The organism is Zhongshania marina, from assembly GCF_002915595.1.
GTDB lineage: Bacteria > Pseudomonadota > Gammaproteobacteria > Pseudomonadales > Spongiibacteraceae > Spongiibacter > Spongiibacter marinus_B.
Map to the genome: position 1 here is coordinate 74,237 of NZ_PQGG01000012.1, position 14,734 is coordinate 88,970.

15 protein-coding genes and 1 tRNA gene are annotated in these 14,734 nt (G+C 47.7%); 3 read left to right on the forward strand and 13 right to left on the reverse strand.

Annotation, left to right across the window (positions count from 1 at the left end):
* The first annotated feature begins 9 nt into the window (after positions 1 to 9).
* Together C0068_RS05310 and C0068_RS05315 are read left to right on the forward strand one after the other, a co-directional pair.
* Positions 10 to 1,698 carry a class I adenylate-forming enzyme family protein gene (locus C0068_RS05310; RefSeq protein ID WP_103683451.1) on the forward strand — a complete coding sequence of 563 codons (1,689 nt, stop codon included), beginning with the start codon at positions 10 to 12 and terminating at the stop codon, positions 1,696 to 1,698.
* 122 nt (positions 1,699 to 1,820) lie between these two features.
* Positions 1,821 to 2,246 carry a YkvA family protein gene (locus C0068_RS05315; protein ID WP_103683452.1) on the forward strand — a complete coding sequence of 142 codons (426 nt, stop codon included), beginning with the start codon at positions 1,821 to 1,823 and terminating at the stop codon, positions 2,244 to 2,246.
* A gap of 109 nt (positions 2,247 to 2,355) precedes the next feature.
* On the opposite strand, the gene C0068_RS05320 is transcribed toward C0068_RS05315, so the two are convergent.
* The 12 genes from C0068_RS05320 to C0068_RS05375 all read right to left on the reverse strand — a co-directional run bounded on the left by C0068_RS05320 (position 2,356) and on the right by C0068_RS05375 (position 11,542).
* Positions 2,356 to 4,218 carry a hypothetical protein gene (locus tag C0068_RS05320; protein WP_103683453.1) on the reverse strand — a complete coding sequence of 621 codons (1,863 nt, stop codon included), beginning with the start codon at positions 4,216 to 4,218 and terminating at the stop codon, positions 2,356 to 2,358.
* 34 nt (positions 4,219 to 4,252) lie between these two features.
* Positions 4,253 to 4,837 (reverse strand): hypothetical protein, encoded by a 585-nt coding sequence (locus C0068_RS05325; RefSeq protein WP_103683454.1) that lies wholly within the window; start codon positions 4,835 to 4,837, stop codon positions 4,253 to 4,255.
* A gap of 108 nt (positions 4,838 to 4,945) precedes the next feature.
* A complete protein-coding gene (bcp, locus tag C0068_RS05330; protein ID WP_103683455.1) occupies positions 4,946 to 5,437 on the reverse strand; it encodes a thioredoxin-dependent thiol peroxidase in 492 nt (163 codons plus the stop codon).
* Positions 5,438 to 5,452: 15 nt separating this feature from the next.
* Positions 5,453 to 6,817: a DNA recombination protein RmuC gene (locus C0068_RS05335; RefSeq protein ID WP_233208747.1), complete on the reverse strand. Its 1,365-nt coding sequence runs from the start codon at positions 6,815 to 6,817 to the stop codon at positions 5,453 to 5,455.
* A 261-nt stretch (positions 6,818 to 7,078) separates the two neighbouring features.
* The gene (locus C0068_RS05340) at positions 7,079 to 8,011 is read right to left on the reverse strand and encodes a PhzF family phenazine biosynthesis protein (protein ID WP_103683457.1); all 933 of its coding nucleotides are present in this window, start codon (positions 8,009 to 8,011) and stop codon (positions 7,079 to 7,081) included.
* Positions 8,012 to 8,153: 142 nt separating this feature from the next.
* Positions 8,154 to 8,729 carry an NUDIX hydrolase gene (locus tag C0068_RS05345; RefSeq protein ID WP_103683458.1) on the reverse strand — a complete coding sequence of 192 codons (576 nt, stop codon included), beginning with the start codon at positions 8,727 to 8,729 and terminating at the stop codon, positions 8,154 to 8,156.
* A 22-nt stretch (positions 8,730 to 8,751) separates the two neighbouring features.
* A complete protein-coding gene (locus C0068_RS05350) occupies positions 8,752 to 9,228 on the reverse strand; it encodes a flavin reductase family protein (protein ID WP_103683459.1) in 477 nt (158 codons plus the stop codon).
* A gap of 139 nt (positions 9,229 to 9,367) precedes the next feature.
* A complete protein-coding gene (gene moaE, locus C0068_RS05355; protein WP_103683460.1) occupies positions 9,368 to 9,820 on the reverse strand; it encodes a molybdopterin synthase catalytic subunit MoaE in 453 nt (150 codons plus the stop codon).
* Position 9,821: 1 nt separating this feature from the next.
* The gene (locus C0068_RS05360) at positions 9,822 to 10,073 is read right to left on the reverse strand and encodes a MoaD/ThiS family protein (protein ID WP_103683461.1); all 252 of its coding nucleotides are present in this window, start codon (positions 10,071 to 10,073) and stop codon (positions 9,822 to 9,824) included.
* Complete coding sequence (gene moaC, locus C0068_RS05365; protein WP_103683462.1) at positions 10,070 to 10,561, reverse strand: cyclic pyranopterin monophosphate synthase MoaC; 492 nt, start codon at positions 10,559 to 10,561, stop codon at positions 10,070 to 10,072. The genes C0068_RS05360 and moaC overlap by 4 nt, the downstream gene beginning before the upstream one ends.
* A gap of 9 nt (positions 10,562 to 10,570) precedes the next feature.
* Positions 10,571 to 11,221 (reverse strand): MBL fold metallo-hydrolase, encoded by a 651-nt coding sequence (locus C0068_RS05370; protein WP_269844883.1) that lies wholly within the window; start codon positions 11,219 to 11,221, stop codon positions 10,571 to 10,573.
* A 231-nt stretch (positions 11,222 to 11,452) separates the two neighbouring features.
* Positions 11,453 to 11,542, reverse strand: a tRNA-Ser gene (locus tag C0068_RS05375).
* A gap of 294 nt (positions 11,543 to 11,836) precedes the next feature.
* On the opposite strand from C0068_RS05375, the gene C0068_RS05380 reads away from it, so the two are divergent.
* The gene (locus C0068_RS05380) at positions 11,837 to 12,202 is read left to right on the forward strand and encodes a hypothetical protein (protein ID WP_103683463.1); all 366 of its coding nucleotides are present in this window, start codon (positions 11,837 to 11,839) and stop codon (positions 12,200 to 12,202) included.
* A 133-nt stretch (positions 12,203 to 12,335) separates the two neighbouring features.
* Here the strand turns inward: C0068_RS05380 and C0068_RS05385 are convergent, their stop codons facing one another.
* Positions 12,336 to 14,687, reverse strand: a complete 2,352-nt coding sequence (locus C0068_RS05385) for a TonB-dependent receptor (protein ID WP_103683464.1) — start codon at positions 14,685 to 14,687, stop codon at positions 12,336 to 12,338.
* Positions 14,688 to 14,734 lie beyond the last annotated feature (47 nt).

Consider the following 14,734-nt stretch of genomic DNA (forward strand, 5'->3'; position numbering starts at 1 on the left):
CGATTTAGCATGAACGATATTGCAAAACGCCTACAAGCTTGCACCGAGCAACTTTGCCAAGTTGGCGCCCCCTTTGAAATTTGTTCGAGCACCGACAGTGGTCTTCAGGAATACAAAAATGCACCGGCAACAATGCGCGAACTTGTGGATGCGGGCAGAGCCCACGGAGAACAGGAGTTTCTGGTTTATCAGCAAGAACGCCTTAGCTTCACACAATTTTTTGACAAAGTAGACGCCCTAGGTCATTACCTCATCAACAACAAGGCAATTGCCAAGGGTGAGCGCGTGGCTATCGCCATGCGTAACTGCCCCGAATGGATGGTCGCCTATGCTGCAATCGTTTCAGTCGGCGCAGTGGTTGTTCCTCTGAACTCCTGGGGCAGCGCAGATGAACTTTCCTATTGCTTGAAAGACGCCGGTGCAAAGCTGCTAATCTGCGACCCTGCTCGCTTACAGCTCACCAAACCATTATTAAAAAGCCTTAACTGCCAAGCCATCGTCACGGGGGACAATTCGAATACCGACGAAAGCATTGGCAATTTTGATGACATAATTACCCAAAATCGGGGCAAAGCACTGCCAACCACCGCCTGCGCAGCAAACGATATTGCTCAAATTATGTATACCTCAGGAACAACAGGACGCCCCAAGGGCGCGGTGTCTAGCCACAAAAATATTTGCCAGGCGATATACAGTTTTGAATTCCACGCCATTTGTTCGGCAATGGCCAACCCCAAGGCAATCGAAAAAATGTTCGCCGGTGGCTTTGCCCCTTGCACATTATTGAGCGTCCCACTCTTCCACGTCTCTGGCTGCTACGCCGCATTTTTACTCAATCTTCGCGGCGGACGGAAAACCGTAATGATGTACAAATGGTCACCGGAAGAGGCGCTTGAACTTATCAGCAAGGAGCGCGTGACTATTTTTAGCGCCGTGCCATCTATGGTCATGGATTTACTCCGTCACCCAGATTTTGACAGTAGTGATACCAGCAGCCTATTTTCCCTCGGCGGTGGTGGCGCCGCCTGCCCACCCGCATTTAAAGAAATCATTAGCAATACCTTAAGCACCAGCTACGTCGGAACCGGCTACGGTATGACCGAAAGCAATGCAATATGCGCGAGCTGTACCGGTGACGCCTTTATGTACAAACCCGATAGCGCTGGGACCTTGTCGCCGTTGGTAGAATGGCAAACCCGTGACGAACAGGGCCAGCCTTTACCCGCCGGCGCAAGCGGCGAAATTTGGCTAAAATCAGTCTGTAATATAAAACAGTATTGGAACAAACCCGACGCAAATAACATCAACTTCGATGGCGACTGGATGGCAACCGGTGACATTGGTTACCTAGATGAAGAAAATTTTGTTTATTTAGTCGGCCGCGCCAAAGACTTGATAATACGAGGCGGAGAAAACATCTACCCAGCCGAGATTGAAGCCTGCCTTAGTCTGCATCCCAGCATTTCCGAAGCAGCGATTATCGCAGTACCCGACGAGCGCTTGGGAGAAGTCCCTGGCGCCGTGATTAAACCCCGCGACGGCGCAGAAATCTGTCACGATGACATCAAATCATATCTCAGCAACAAACTGGCGGCGTATAAAATCCCTCAAAATATTTGGATTAGCAGCCAAGACTTGCCGCGCAATGCCTCTGGTAAAATTTTGAAATCTGAGCTGGTGCGGCAGTATATTGATTGACGCAATACCCAAAATTTAGCTACTCATGCTAAACCAAGTTCGGCTTAATACCAGACAACATTTACCCACTGCCATTGAGCACGTAGAATCAAATTTACACGATTGTAGTGGGTTACTACGCGATGCAAATATTTTCCAAAAACCGCGCTAAAAAAGTCTTGGATGAAGGCGCAGCCGAGCTAAGTGAATCTGAGATCAATTACGCCCTGAGCAATCGCGAGCGTATCATCAACAAGGTGCTGAAAAATGCCTCACTTGCGCCTTATATCAGCCAAGTAAAAACCTTATTTAGTTTGCTGCAAGACTATGTAAAGGGCGACTATCGAGAAATACCTTGGTGGTCATTAGGATCCGTCGTCACCGCCCTGCTCTATATCTTACTGCCCTTGGACGCTGTACCAGATATCATCCCCATTGCGGGCTTTTTAGATGACGCGGTGGTACTTAAGTTGTGCTTGGATATGGTGTCTAAGGATTTAGAAAAATATAAGCTAAGTAAGGTGGCAGGCGCTGATGAGTCTGGGCATCTTGATAAAACCAGAGATTAGTATTTCAAATAAGACACCCGCAAACTCACTTATGACACTTTGAGGGAAGCATAAATCCAAGACCTGTCACTGATCGTACAAGCTATTTAAAAGTAAAAAAACAAAAAACTTATTGCTCGTAGCTTTCCGTAGGCAGCCAAGATAATTCCGAAAACGCATCACGGGAGTACACCCACACCTGCGCATGGTTGGCAGAAATTGCAGGCAACCACGTCATATAGCTTATGTCTTGATAGTGGATAAGCGTTAAGTTAAACAAACCTACGGAGGCATACTCCATCACTTCCGGTTCAGAGCGGGAGCTTAGGTTGCTATCGACCGCCACACCATAGGCTTTGCTGGCATAGCGATTGCCGTCATCCGCCAAGCTTGATTCCCATATAAAATAGAACTCATCGTTCCAGGGATTTACTTCCAGCCTGTTTTTCTCATACTCGAGGCCCTGTAAATTTAACAATGGCCCCATAACGAGCACGGGGAATTCATTCAGGAAGGCTCCTGAATCAGTAAACTGTTGTGCCAACAAGCGGTCATCGAATTGCGACTGGCTTTCCGGTGTATGACTGCGCTCAACCCAGAACAGGCTATAAGTTGAACCGATCACAGCGAGATCCAGATCGAGCAATTCGACACCGCTGTGATTCCGCACCGTAATAGGCGAGCCATTCAGTGCATTACCGTTTAGATCCATCACCATCAAGCGCGTCATTTGTTCAGAGGGGGCTGAGGCAGAGGTAAAACTCCATGCAATACCAACACTCTGCTCCGCCACTGCCAGTGCCAAGCGGCGATACTCTGTTACGTAGCGAGGCACCAGATCACCCTGAATGACCATCCGCTCTGACGCTGTATAGTCGGCATCTATAAATTGCCCGACGAGTTGCCGACGCTCTGCACCGCTGCCGCCATTGAGCGCCAACTCTGTCCAAGCCGCAAAAAATCGACCGCCGTCATAAATCAGGTTCAGGTCGTCGAAGGTATTTTCACTGGGAACCGCATCAGCCGTTGCCAACACAGTACCTTCATTCTGCGGCCGCCCTTGGGCATCAAGAATCTGCGCAACCAATGTTTCATTCTGTCCTGTGCGCGACGCATACACCACAAGATAATGTCCGTCACCATACGCCAACCCAGTAGTGGAACAGCTGTCGCTTCCCAGAGGAAATGTCGCTATAAGGGTCTCCGGCTGCTCTACCCGCTCAGACGTTAATAGCACAGAATTTAGTGCCATTTGCGGTAAACCAGATTTGTCGTCAATCTCACAGTAGGCAAATAAAGTTTGGGACTCAGTACTGGCCGAGACTAGGTCCCCTGCGGCATTAGATCGCTGGATGGGTAGCCGTGTGGCAAATTCCATTGATTCGGCTAAATGGTAGGCGATCTCTTCGTAGCGCACATAATCAGTTACCTCCGCGACATAAAGCAACGTGTAGAAGTCGCCGTTCACATCGACCGTTGTCTGTAAAAACCGAAAGCGATCCTGCACATTACTACCTTGATTCGGTGTTGCTAGACTCTCGCCATCGCCATCGTCAATATCAAAGGTGATATTGCCTTCATAAACCGTTTGCTCGGCGGGAAAACCGTCTATGACTAGGTACTGAGACGATAGAATGGTTTTATTTCGAAGCTCATTACTAAACGTCTGATCCGCTGATTCAGCGTTAAGCACGACAAAAAAGGTACGCCATTGCCCAGTAGCAAGGCTTATTGGCTCGATTTCCAGCTCAAGCGGTTCATCCGATGCACTAGGAAATTCGACCGACGGAATGCTTTCCCAGTGAGGAAGTGGAACCTTAACGGAATTCTCGACGAATGAGTGTCGAACATATGACAGCGCATTGATGTCGAGTGAATCAGGTTTAGGAGTAGCGCCAACATCTCCCCCATTCCCTCCTCCACCGCCCCCACCACATGCGGTCAGCAGCAGAACAAAAAATGTGAATGAGAAATAAATATATCGAGTTAACATTCCAACTCCTGGCTTTACTTCACATATCGCCTGTTCAGGACTCACCACATATTGGTGACAAGTCATCATCCAAACCTAGAAACCCACCGTTTTCGCTACGTTGAAACTTTGAAATATTGTCAGAATATCGTCCGTCAGCGCCTCGCTCTTTAATTGAGACACTACACGACACAACGAAAGGGCGAGATTCTTTCACCTCTATCTCATAAGTAAAGTTTTCACGCGTTTCAAACTGAAAATACCTGTCGCACTTCATTCTAGTCCCGACGCCATGAACATCGAAACCAGCACTGATAACAACAAGCCCCAGCGGTAGCTTGCCAAGCTTTGAACGATCTGCTTTAGAGACGTAAATTTCTCCTACCGGATCAGCTTGCTTATATGCCTCGCCAAAAATTGTGCTCCGTTTTTCACAAACATCATTGAAATCATAAACCTTCAAGAAGGCCAAGCCAGAATTAAGCGGAGGTTTATGAAGAGCAGATAGATTTGGCGCATTCAAAGTGACACTTACAGACTTTTTAAAATTATCCTCCAAGTATCGACTCTCTGGAGCTGGGGAAGAGGCACACCCAAATAAAAGTAAAATAACAAACGCAAATACAAGTCTCATCGCCATAAAAAAGCATCCATACTCAAAACCACCTTCGCAACAATACTAGATACACCACTATACGAAGTCAAACTACGCGAAATGCGCGGCCTGTTGCGAGGCAACCCTACAAATTTACAGGCCGAGTTCTTTGATCAGCGCCAAAGCATCTTCATGATGGGTTTTGGTGTTCACTTTGGCCATAATGTGTTTGAGCTTGCCATCTTTACCGATAATAAAGGTGCTGCGCAAAATACCGTCGAACTCTTTGCCCATAAATTTCTTTGGCCCCCAGGCGCCGTATTTATCGGCAATGCTGTGATCTTCATCTGACAGCAGCGTGAAGTTTAAGGGGCTTTCTTCTTTCTTTGGGTTCTCTTCAAATTTTTTCAATTTGGCTACAGAGTCAGGACTCACGCCAAGCACTACGGTATCTAATTTATCAAAGGCCTTTTTAGTATCGCGAATACCGCAGGCTTGTACAGTACAGCCTGGTGTTTTAGCGCGGGGATAAAAATACAGCACAACATTTTTGCTGCCTTTAAAGTCCTTTAGGTTAACCGATTCGCCATTTTGATTTTTTAGCGAAAACGCAGGTGCTAAATTCCCAATTTTAACTGATGCCACCGTAAACTCCTTTAATTAGTTATCTTTATCGGCATCGTCAAAATCGATGCCTTCAATCTCAGACCTGTCAATCAGCGATGCCGGCAGGGTCTTTTTCACCTTGGCCCCCAAGGCCTCTAAACGACTCACCCGCGACACCAAATTACCCTTTCCCAGCGTCATTCTGTTCAGGGTTTTTTCATAGGCGTCGCGCCCCCGATCAAGGTGTTTGCCTACATCTTCCAGTGACTGCACAACAAGGGCGAACTGGTCGTGAAGCGCACCTGCCTGACGGGCGATTTCCTCGGCATTCTGATTTTGTCGTTCGTAACGCCAAATACTTTGTACCGTACGCAGGGTCGCAAGCAAGGTTGTCGGCCCAACGACGATTATATTTTTCTCATACGCATCGCGAAACAGTTCTGGATCATGCTCGAAGGCTGCCATAAATGCTGCTTCAACCGGAATAAATATAAACACAAAATCCAGCGTCCGTAGACCTTCTATATGCTCGTAGCCTTTGGTGCTCAGACCGTTTATATGAGCTTTTACTGACTGGGCATGATCGCGCAACAGCGCTTGACGTTCAGCGTCATCATCACTACTGCAATAACGCTCATAGGCAATCAACGACACCTTGGCATCAATGATTATGTCTTTTTCATCTGGCAAACGCACGATCACATCCGGTTGCTTTCGCCGCCCACTATCGTCGGTAAAGCTGAGCTGTGTTTCGTATTCGTGGCCTTTTCGCAGTCCCGATTCTTCCAGTACCCGCTCTAAAATGACTTCGCCCCAATTGCCCTGTGCTTTGTTGTCTCCTTTTAAAGCGCGGGTCAAATTTTGAGCTTCTTTGCTAATGCTGCGGTTCATTTCCTGTAGATTTTTGAGCTGTTCCTTTAGCTCGCCGCGCTCGCGATTTTCGCTGTCGTAAATATGATCGACACGTCCGCGAAACTCTTTAAGCTGTTCTCGAAAGGGCTTTAGCTGTACCTCTAAAGCATCGCGGCTATTAACTTGAAAGCGCTGACTTTTTTCATCAAATATGCGGTTGGCGAGTTGTTCAAATTGATCTGTTAATTGCTTTTTGGCGTCGCTGAGTAAAGTAATCTGCTCTGCGGTAGAGGTTTTGAGATGTTCATAAGCACTTTCTTTTCTTGCAAGTGCATCGTTCAGCTCACTATTTTTTTGTTCCGCAGACGCCAATGCGCGCTGGGTATTCGCCAAGCTTTCAATCTGTATAGCCAAGCGCTCGTTTACAACGGCTGCTTCTCGCTCCTGAATAACAAGTGCAGCCCCTGTGTCTTCTAGCTTCGCGGCGCACTCCCGCCCCGCCGTTTTTTGTAGTTCCAACTCTGCCTGCAAGGTCTTTTGCTGTTCATCTATAATCTTCAGTTGCATATTATGACTACGCCGCAATATGACAATGGCAAAAATTGCGCCCAGACACAGGCCCCCAAAAGCGACGCCAGCAACCAATATCAAAAGCTGTGTATCCATGCGAATGTAATACGCCTTTTTATAAATAATGAAGAACCGTCAAGAAGCAACATCTTGGCTGAGTATGGGCACTAGTATACAGAAAGCAGACATCAAAATGAGGGACTAGCAAAGGCATTCAGCCAATTACGACTGAACGCCTAAGCGTATTTAAAACAAAAGCTACGCCGCTTTTGGCGACCGTGAAGCTGGCGCAAGAATTGAGCCTTGAGCAACAAGTACTGCATCGCCACCAATTCTCACCTTTAAGGCAGCGGTAGATTTTTTCACAAACTCAACCTGCAAAATACTTTGCCGCTTAGCTTTGTGACCGCGCTCTAGCCAGAAAGTGTGGGTTCCGTCTGCCAGTCCACGGGTATCGCACAGACTTGCTACAAAAGCGGGAATTGCCGCCCCTACTGGGGGACTGTCGTCGTGAGCGATATGCTCACCCAAAATACGCAGATGAAAATCTGTCTGCAAGGATTCAGTTTCGCTGCAGTAAACCAAAATTTCATTTACTGCAACAGACGACGCGCTGCTACGTGACCACGCCTCAAGACTAAAGCGCGCTCGGTATACCGCGTCCATCGAACGCAGCGGCACAATCAAATACGGCGTATCGCAACTTACAAAGAGCGTTTTCGCTTTAAGGGTTTCGATGTCATCTGGCCCCAAGCCAAGCACCTGTTGCAATTCTTTATTGTCGGGAACGTAGCGATCGATTTGCGGGCTAACCGACATCGACAGCTGGGTAAGTAAACGGCCATCTACGTAGGACAGCACGGCGTCAATTATTTTCTTGCCCTGTGAAAAATGCACTTCGCAATCCCGGTCACTGACCGGCAAAGCTTTGCTGTGAACGAGGGTGCGCGCTGCCGCCACCACGCTATGACTACCGACCGCACGCTCACCCGCAGGTGAAAATACCCGTAACTCGGCGGCTACGTCGCTGCTGCCGGGAAAGACAAATACGGTTTCTGGATGATTCATTTCCTTGGCGATGAGCTGCATTTGCGAGTCATCTAGGCCGTCAGCTTGAGGAAAAACCGAAATTTGAGCGCCGCTGTAAGCGGACTGCGTAAAAACATCAACGGTGTGATAAACGTATTCCATTTAATCTCCTTATTTTACTGATCACAGGCTAAAGAATAATGGAGGTGCTCAAAACGGTCTTCAGCCTAATATAACCATAGCGCGCTTTGTGAAAAGCGCATAATAAAAAATGAGGGATTGCAGTAGCTTATTAGACTTTTTACTAAATTTTGCCTTCCGGCGTCGACTTCCAACCTACATGCTTCGCCCACAATTTACTGGGGGTACTGACCCGAATCGGGAATTCGCCGGTTTTACGGTCTTCAAAATATTCGGTTAGCACATCTGTGACAATAGGAAACGCAAGCTCAGACCAGGGAATGTCTTCTTCTGAGAAGAGCCTAGACTCTAGGCTCTCTGGCCCAATGCCATAATCACCGTCCAGATTGCCTCGGTAAAATACGTAAACCTGATTGATATGGGGAATATCAAATAAACGGTACAGGGTTTCATCACAGACTTTGGCGGCCGCCTCTTCACGGGTTTCACGAAGCGCGCCTTCTAACATGGTTTCACCGTTTTCCATAAAACCAGCAGGAATAGTCCAGTAACCTAAGCGCGGCTCAATCGCCCGTCGACACAGCAGCACCTGCTGGCCAGCCACAGGCAGACAACCGACCACAACTTTAGGGTTTTGGTAATGGATGATTTCGCATTGTGGGCACACAAAACGAAGGCGATCATCATCGGCGGGGATCTGCTTAACAACTTCCGCACCGCAATTACTACAGTATTTCATCGCCCTCCCTACTCCAATTTACTTAGCGCAACTCTCGATATTGGCCGGCCTGAAATACCAGCGGTTTGGCGCCGGGTTTGTTATCCATTTCAATGACTTTGCCGACCACAATAATATGATCGCCCCCATCATAATGCGCCCAAGTTTCACATTCAAAACTGGTTAAGGCACCACGTAATACCGGCGCACCACTTTTGCCAATTCGAAAATGCTCGTCACGAAGATCGTGATCACTCTTTTTAGAGTACAAATTAGATAAATCTAATTGATCACTCGCTAACACATTCACTGTGAACGTCTTGGATTTATTAAACGCATCAAGACACTCAGAGTCATTGCGCAAGCTCCATAGCACAAGTGCTGGGTCAAGCGACACCGAGGCAAATGAGTTTACCGTCATACCGAAAGGCTTGTAGCCAGCTGGGTTTGCGGTAATAACACAGACGCCGGTGGTAAATTGACCTAGGGCATTGCGGAACTGGCGGGGATCAAGGCTCATAGAATTTCCTATTTGTACTTTTATTATGGCAAGGCATAAATGCTGCCGCTGTCTTACTTAGAATGGAAGGGATTATACACCTAGCGCACACACAAATTGAGCGTAACATGCTACTCCGATTGGACTATTAAGACTCAAGTCACCATTTATTAAGTGCCTGGGCATCTGAATCACGCGCATCTACCCAGCGTTCAGTGCCGTCAGCCTTACACTCCTTCTTCCAAAATGGCGCCTCGGATTTAAGGTAATCCATTATAAATTCGCAGGCCGAAAACGCTGCCTGCCTATGCATGGCGGCAACGCCCACAAACACAATTTGAGCCCCTGGTAACAAACTACCCACCCGATGAATCACCGTCGCCGCTAATATCGGCCAACGCTCGCCGGCCCGTTCGATAATGGCTTCAATACTGCGCTCGGTCATCCCTGGGTAATGCTCTAACTCCATTGCAGCTATATCATCACCCTCATTGCGATCTCGCATCACGCCTACAAATTGAGTCACAGCCCCGCAGCGGCCACTGTTTGCCAAAGCACGGCATTCCTCGGCAACATCAAAATCGTCGGTTTGGACAATAACTCGGCTATGCATACTAGCCTCCGGTAACCGGGGGATAAAAAGCGACCTCATCCCCGTCGTTAATCTCAACACTGTCATTTGCAATGGTTTGATTAACCGCGCACAGGGTATTATCTGCTAATAAAACCTCGGCCCATTTTTCCCCGCCATCACTAACCAGACGCTTTTTTAAGTCGCCTACACTTAGCGCGGTATCAAGGGTGAAATTCATTTTCCCTAAGCCGAGTTGCTCGCGGTATTTTGCAAAAAACAATATGGTGATCATTCCTTCGACTCTTCTGCAAACCAATCGCCCGAGCGACCGCCTGACTTAGCTAAGAGCTTAATATCAGACACCACCATGCCTTTATCTACGGCCTTACACATATCGTATATCGTTAATGCAGCAACAGAGACGGCGGTAAGCGCCTCCATTTCAACACCCGTCTGACCAGCCAATTTGCAGCGCGCCAGTATCCGCACCGCATTAGCGTCGTGATCAAGGGCAAACTCGACCTTAACAGAGGACAACATGAGAGGGTGACACAGGGGAATCAAATCGGAACACTTTTTAGCGGCCTGAATACCAGCGATTCTTGCGACGGCGAGCACATCGCCTTTTTTATGGCCACCTTCAGCGATCAATGCCAAGGTCTCTGGCTGCATGGTGACTGTGCCACTTGCCTGTGCCTCGCGCTGAGTCACCGCTTTTTCGGTCACATCCACCATCTGGGCATTACCCTTGGTATCAAAATGCGTTAATTCATTACTCATAACAACAACTCACCCGAACCGAGTATCGGCAACAAAGGGGTTGGTTTCACGTTCATGGCCAAACGTCGAGGTCGGGCCATGCCCTGGGATAAAGGTTACGTCATCACCCAGTGGCCACAGCTTGGTTTGAATCGAATTCACTAGCGTGTCGAAATCGCCCTTGGGAAAATCGGTACGGCCAATAGAGCCCTGAAACAAGACATCTCCCACGATCGCCAAACGGGCTGCTTCATGGAAGAACGCCACGTGACCCGGTGTGTGGCCAGGGCAGAATTTTACTGCCAAAGTTTGTTCACCAAAACTCACCGTGTCTTCATCTTCTAACCACTGATCCGGTGTAAATGCATCGGCATGGGGAAACCCCGTCATCTTGCACCACTCGGGTAGTTTATCTATCCAGAAGGCATCTTCTTTCTGCGGGCCGATGATTTTAACCCCGTATTTTTTACGCATAACATCCGCTGCAGCGCAGTGGTCCATATGCCCGTGGGTTAAATAAATCACCTCTAAACTACCGCCCAGTTGAGCAATAGCGGCTTCAATATTCTCGATATCGCCGCCCGGATCAAAAATGGCAGCCTTTCCGGTCTTTTCACACACCATTACAGAGCAATTTTGCTGGTAAGCCGTCACCGGCACGATTGTGCACTTAATCGTCATAATTCACTGTGTTCTTTGCCAAAAGACTAATGATAAGCAGTCGGGCCCCAACTTAACAGCGCCGCTGCAAATAAGCTGGTTTAGGGCAGACCCTAAGAACGACTCAAAACGAGGAGGAAACTGCGGAAATTATTAGTTTACAGGAGGCTAGACTAGGCGAGACATTCCGCTTTAACCGCATTTTTGCCATTACATAAAAAACCCAGCGCAAAGGCTGGGTTTTTTATGTAATGGCGGTGAGGGAGGGATTCGAACCCTCGAACAGTTTGACCCGTTACACACTTTCCAGGCGTGCTCCTTCAGCCACTCGGACACCTCACCAAAACTTAACTCAAGCGCGCCGTAGCCCGCTTTTTAAGGGCGGCTACTCTAACCAATATCAGTAGCAATGGCAATTGCCAAATAATTTGATTTTCGCCGTCGCGCCGCTTCTTGGTGCGGCAACCTTAATATGCGCGCAATTAGTGCGCGCGGTTGTGCTTATTTAGCACAAAAAGTCGACATCATCAGATTTAAGAGCTGGAACGCTTATTGCTCTACTACACAGTGCTTAGTTTTGTTTCTGTCTAAATATTAAGCGCTATCTCGACCTTTAATCATCTGCAAAGGAATTCAATGGTGTACTCCCCTGAAATGGTCACGCTGTTGCAGCAATTGCGTAATCGCATTTACGCTGAATTTGGCACTCGGATACGCCTAGCTGATCCAGAGTTACTAACCGGTTTAGCTGACCTAGGTAAACGTAGCCGCGACCCCTTTACCCGCAAAACGGTTGTTGAAATCATGTCTTTGGCTGGCATCCCCTTTCAGCTAGAACCCAGCAAGGTGGCTGCGAATAGTGATAACGCACGCCAAATTACCGAGATTACCTATAGAGGAACGAAGGTTTACCGAGACAAAGAACTACCGGCACATTCGCAGGTTTCGGCCGAGCGCCAACAAACAAAGCAAATGTATCGCGGTCAGGTCGTTCACAAATAGTATTTTAGAATGCATAGGCTACATGCCATTCAACTCAACATTCACGAGCGCAGCAAAATATCGCCGATATAAACACAAAAAAGCCCGTCACGAGGACAGGCAACTGGGTGATTTTAATTAGAACTGCCCTTTCCTACATAAAGTTGTAGGCAAAACTAATTCCATAGGTAACGGGCTTTGCCGCATAGCGAACAACAACGTCTTGAGTTACAAACTGATTGCTCCAGTAGTACTCGTCTGTCACATTGCGCCCCCATACCGTTGCGCTCCAAACTCCATCTAAAGACTCGATACCGGCGCGCAAATCCAGGGTTGTAAAGCTATTGACGCGGGTTTTATCTGGGGCACCAAAGGTAGAGTTTGCTTCGCTGTTATACATCAGATTAGCCCCTACAAATGCGCCCAAGGTGCTGCTAATTGGCAAGCGGTAATCCGCGTCTGCGACAAAATGAAAATCAGGCGTAAACGGCAGCTCAGACCCAGCAAAGTCCCCCTGCTCTCGCACACCATTTAAACCATCTTCATCTTGTCCAGTAGTAGGGTTAACAAAGGTGTACCATTCGTTAACTTCAGTATCTACATACGTGCCAGAAGCCCGCAGCATAAGACCGTCAATAGGCGTATACGTAAGCTCTACTTCAAAACCTTGGATAGTTGATTCCGGAACGTTCACTAAACGATCCAGCTGGTTATACACAGGATCTTTAACACTGCCACGCACCTGCTTATCATCGTATTGATAATAGAAGATCGCGGAGTTTAACTGGGCTTTACGATCAGCCAGAGTCCATTTGAAACCAGCTTCCAAAGCTTGAACTGATTCTTGAGTGACTGGCTCAAATTGTGATGTGGTAGATGCAGGTAAAATCGGATAACTGCCTGTTTTGTACCCTTTAGATGCGAGTGTGTATAGCAGTAGATCCTCGTCAACACGGTAATTTAATCCAAACCGCCAAGACACATTATCTTCGTCTAAAGTGTCTTGATAAGGAGTGCGACTAACGTCGGCAGTCACAGCATCTAAGCTTACACATTCGTCCGGCACGATTACGGTTGTTCCCGGTGCCTGCCCTTTTAATGCATCAGAAAAGAAGGCAAAGGTGGCATTTAAACCAGGATCGGCATTATGACTACAAGAGGTAAAATCATTTTTGCTTTGAGTAAAACGAACACCCGCAAGCACGGTAAGCTGCTCGCTTAGGTCATATTCTAAATTAGCGAATATACCAACATCCTCGATGTCTTGAGTAATACTGGTGGTAGATTGCTGGATAAATGGACCACCGGGGTTTAGCGCTACGTTGGTGGAATCACCAACTAACACCGTTTCATCGCTGACAACATCATTAGTCGCGTAGTTCAAACCGACTAACCACTGGCTGTTGTCGGTGTTACCAGACAAGCGCAGTTCTTGGGTGAAACTGTCAACACTGCCTTCTGAATCTATGCCCATATTCTGTAAGAGTGTGCCATCTCTATCCATTGAGTAATCTTCTCGGTACTCAGAGTAGGCCGTAATAGAAGTGAACGTCAGCGCGTCGTTAAGCTCATGATCTAGGCGTAGCGTGAATTGCGTGAAATCATCATTACGAGACAAATCACGCCCCTCATCCCATTCGGCACTGCGCGCGTTATTCGCCGCGTTTGGCTGAACATAAAACGCATCTATGCGGCTTTGCGTTGCTGCAACATCAGAAATCAATGGCTCGCTGGGTGAAGAATACTGTAGTTGAACATCTTGGAGTTGCGCGGCTTGAGTGTCGGACTTATCAGCCCAGCCATTGACACCAGCCAACACAGTAGTCCGGTCACTAAGATCAAACTGTAATTGTGCGCGACCTTTAAATAGGTCTTCTACACCTAATTCTCGATTAGATGCTACACTTTTTTGCCACTCATCTGCCTGAGTAGTCGCCAATGCGATTCGACCGGCAACGGTATCGCTAAGCGGGCCACTAACATAAGCCTCTGTTTCCAATTTATTAAAGCGGCCATAGCTCAAGCGACCACCGGCCTCCAATTCCGTCGTCGGTTTAGCCGCAATATAGTTAATTGCGCCACCAGTAGAGTTCTGACCAAACAATAATCCCTGCGGCCCTTTCAAGACTTCAACTCGTTCTAAGTCTAGGGTCGCACCTTTAGTAAATGCGCCGTAAGCTAGCGGCACTTCGTCTACGTACACACTTACAGCCGGACTCGCACCTAGTGTGTAGTCGTTAAATCCAACTCCACGGAGAGAAAATAAGGGTGTACCATTTTGACTAGCCGTGAAAACCAAACCGGGAGACACTTTGACCAAATCACCAGTGTCACTGATTCCTGCATCGGCAATCTGTTCGCCGGTCGCCGCTGAAACGGACAAACCTACATCATTGATAGATTGAGCACGTTTTTGCGCCGTAACCACTACCTCTTCGATTTGACCAGCTTGCAATACCGCTGGAAACAACATAACGGCAACTTCAACGCCAAGAATCTTTCTCATTTAATAACCTCTATACATAGCACCGATGAAACACTGAAATAGGACAA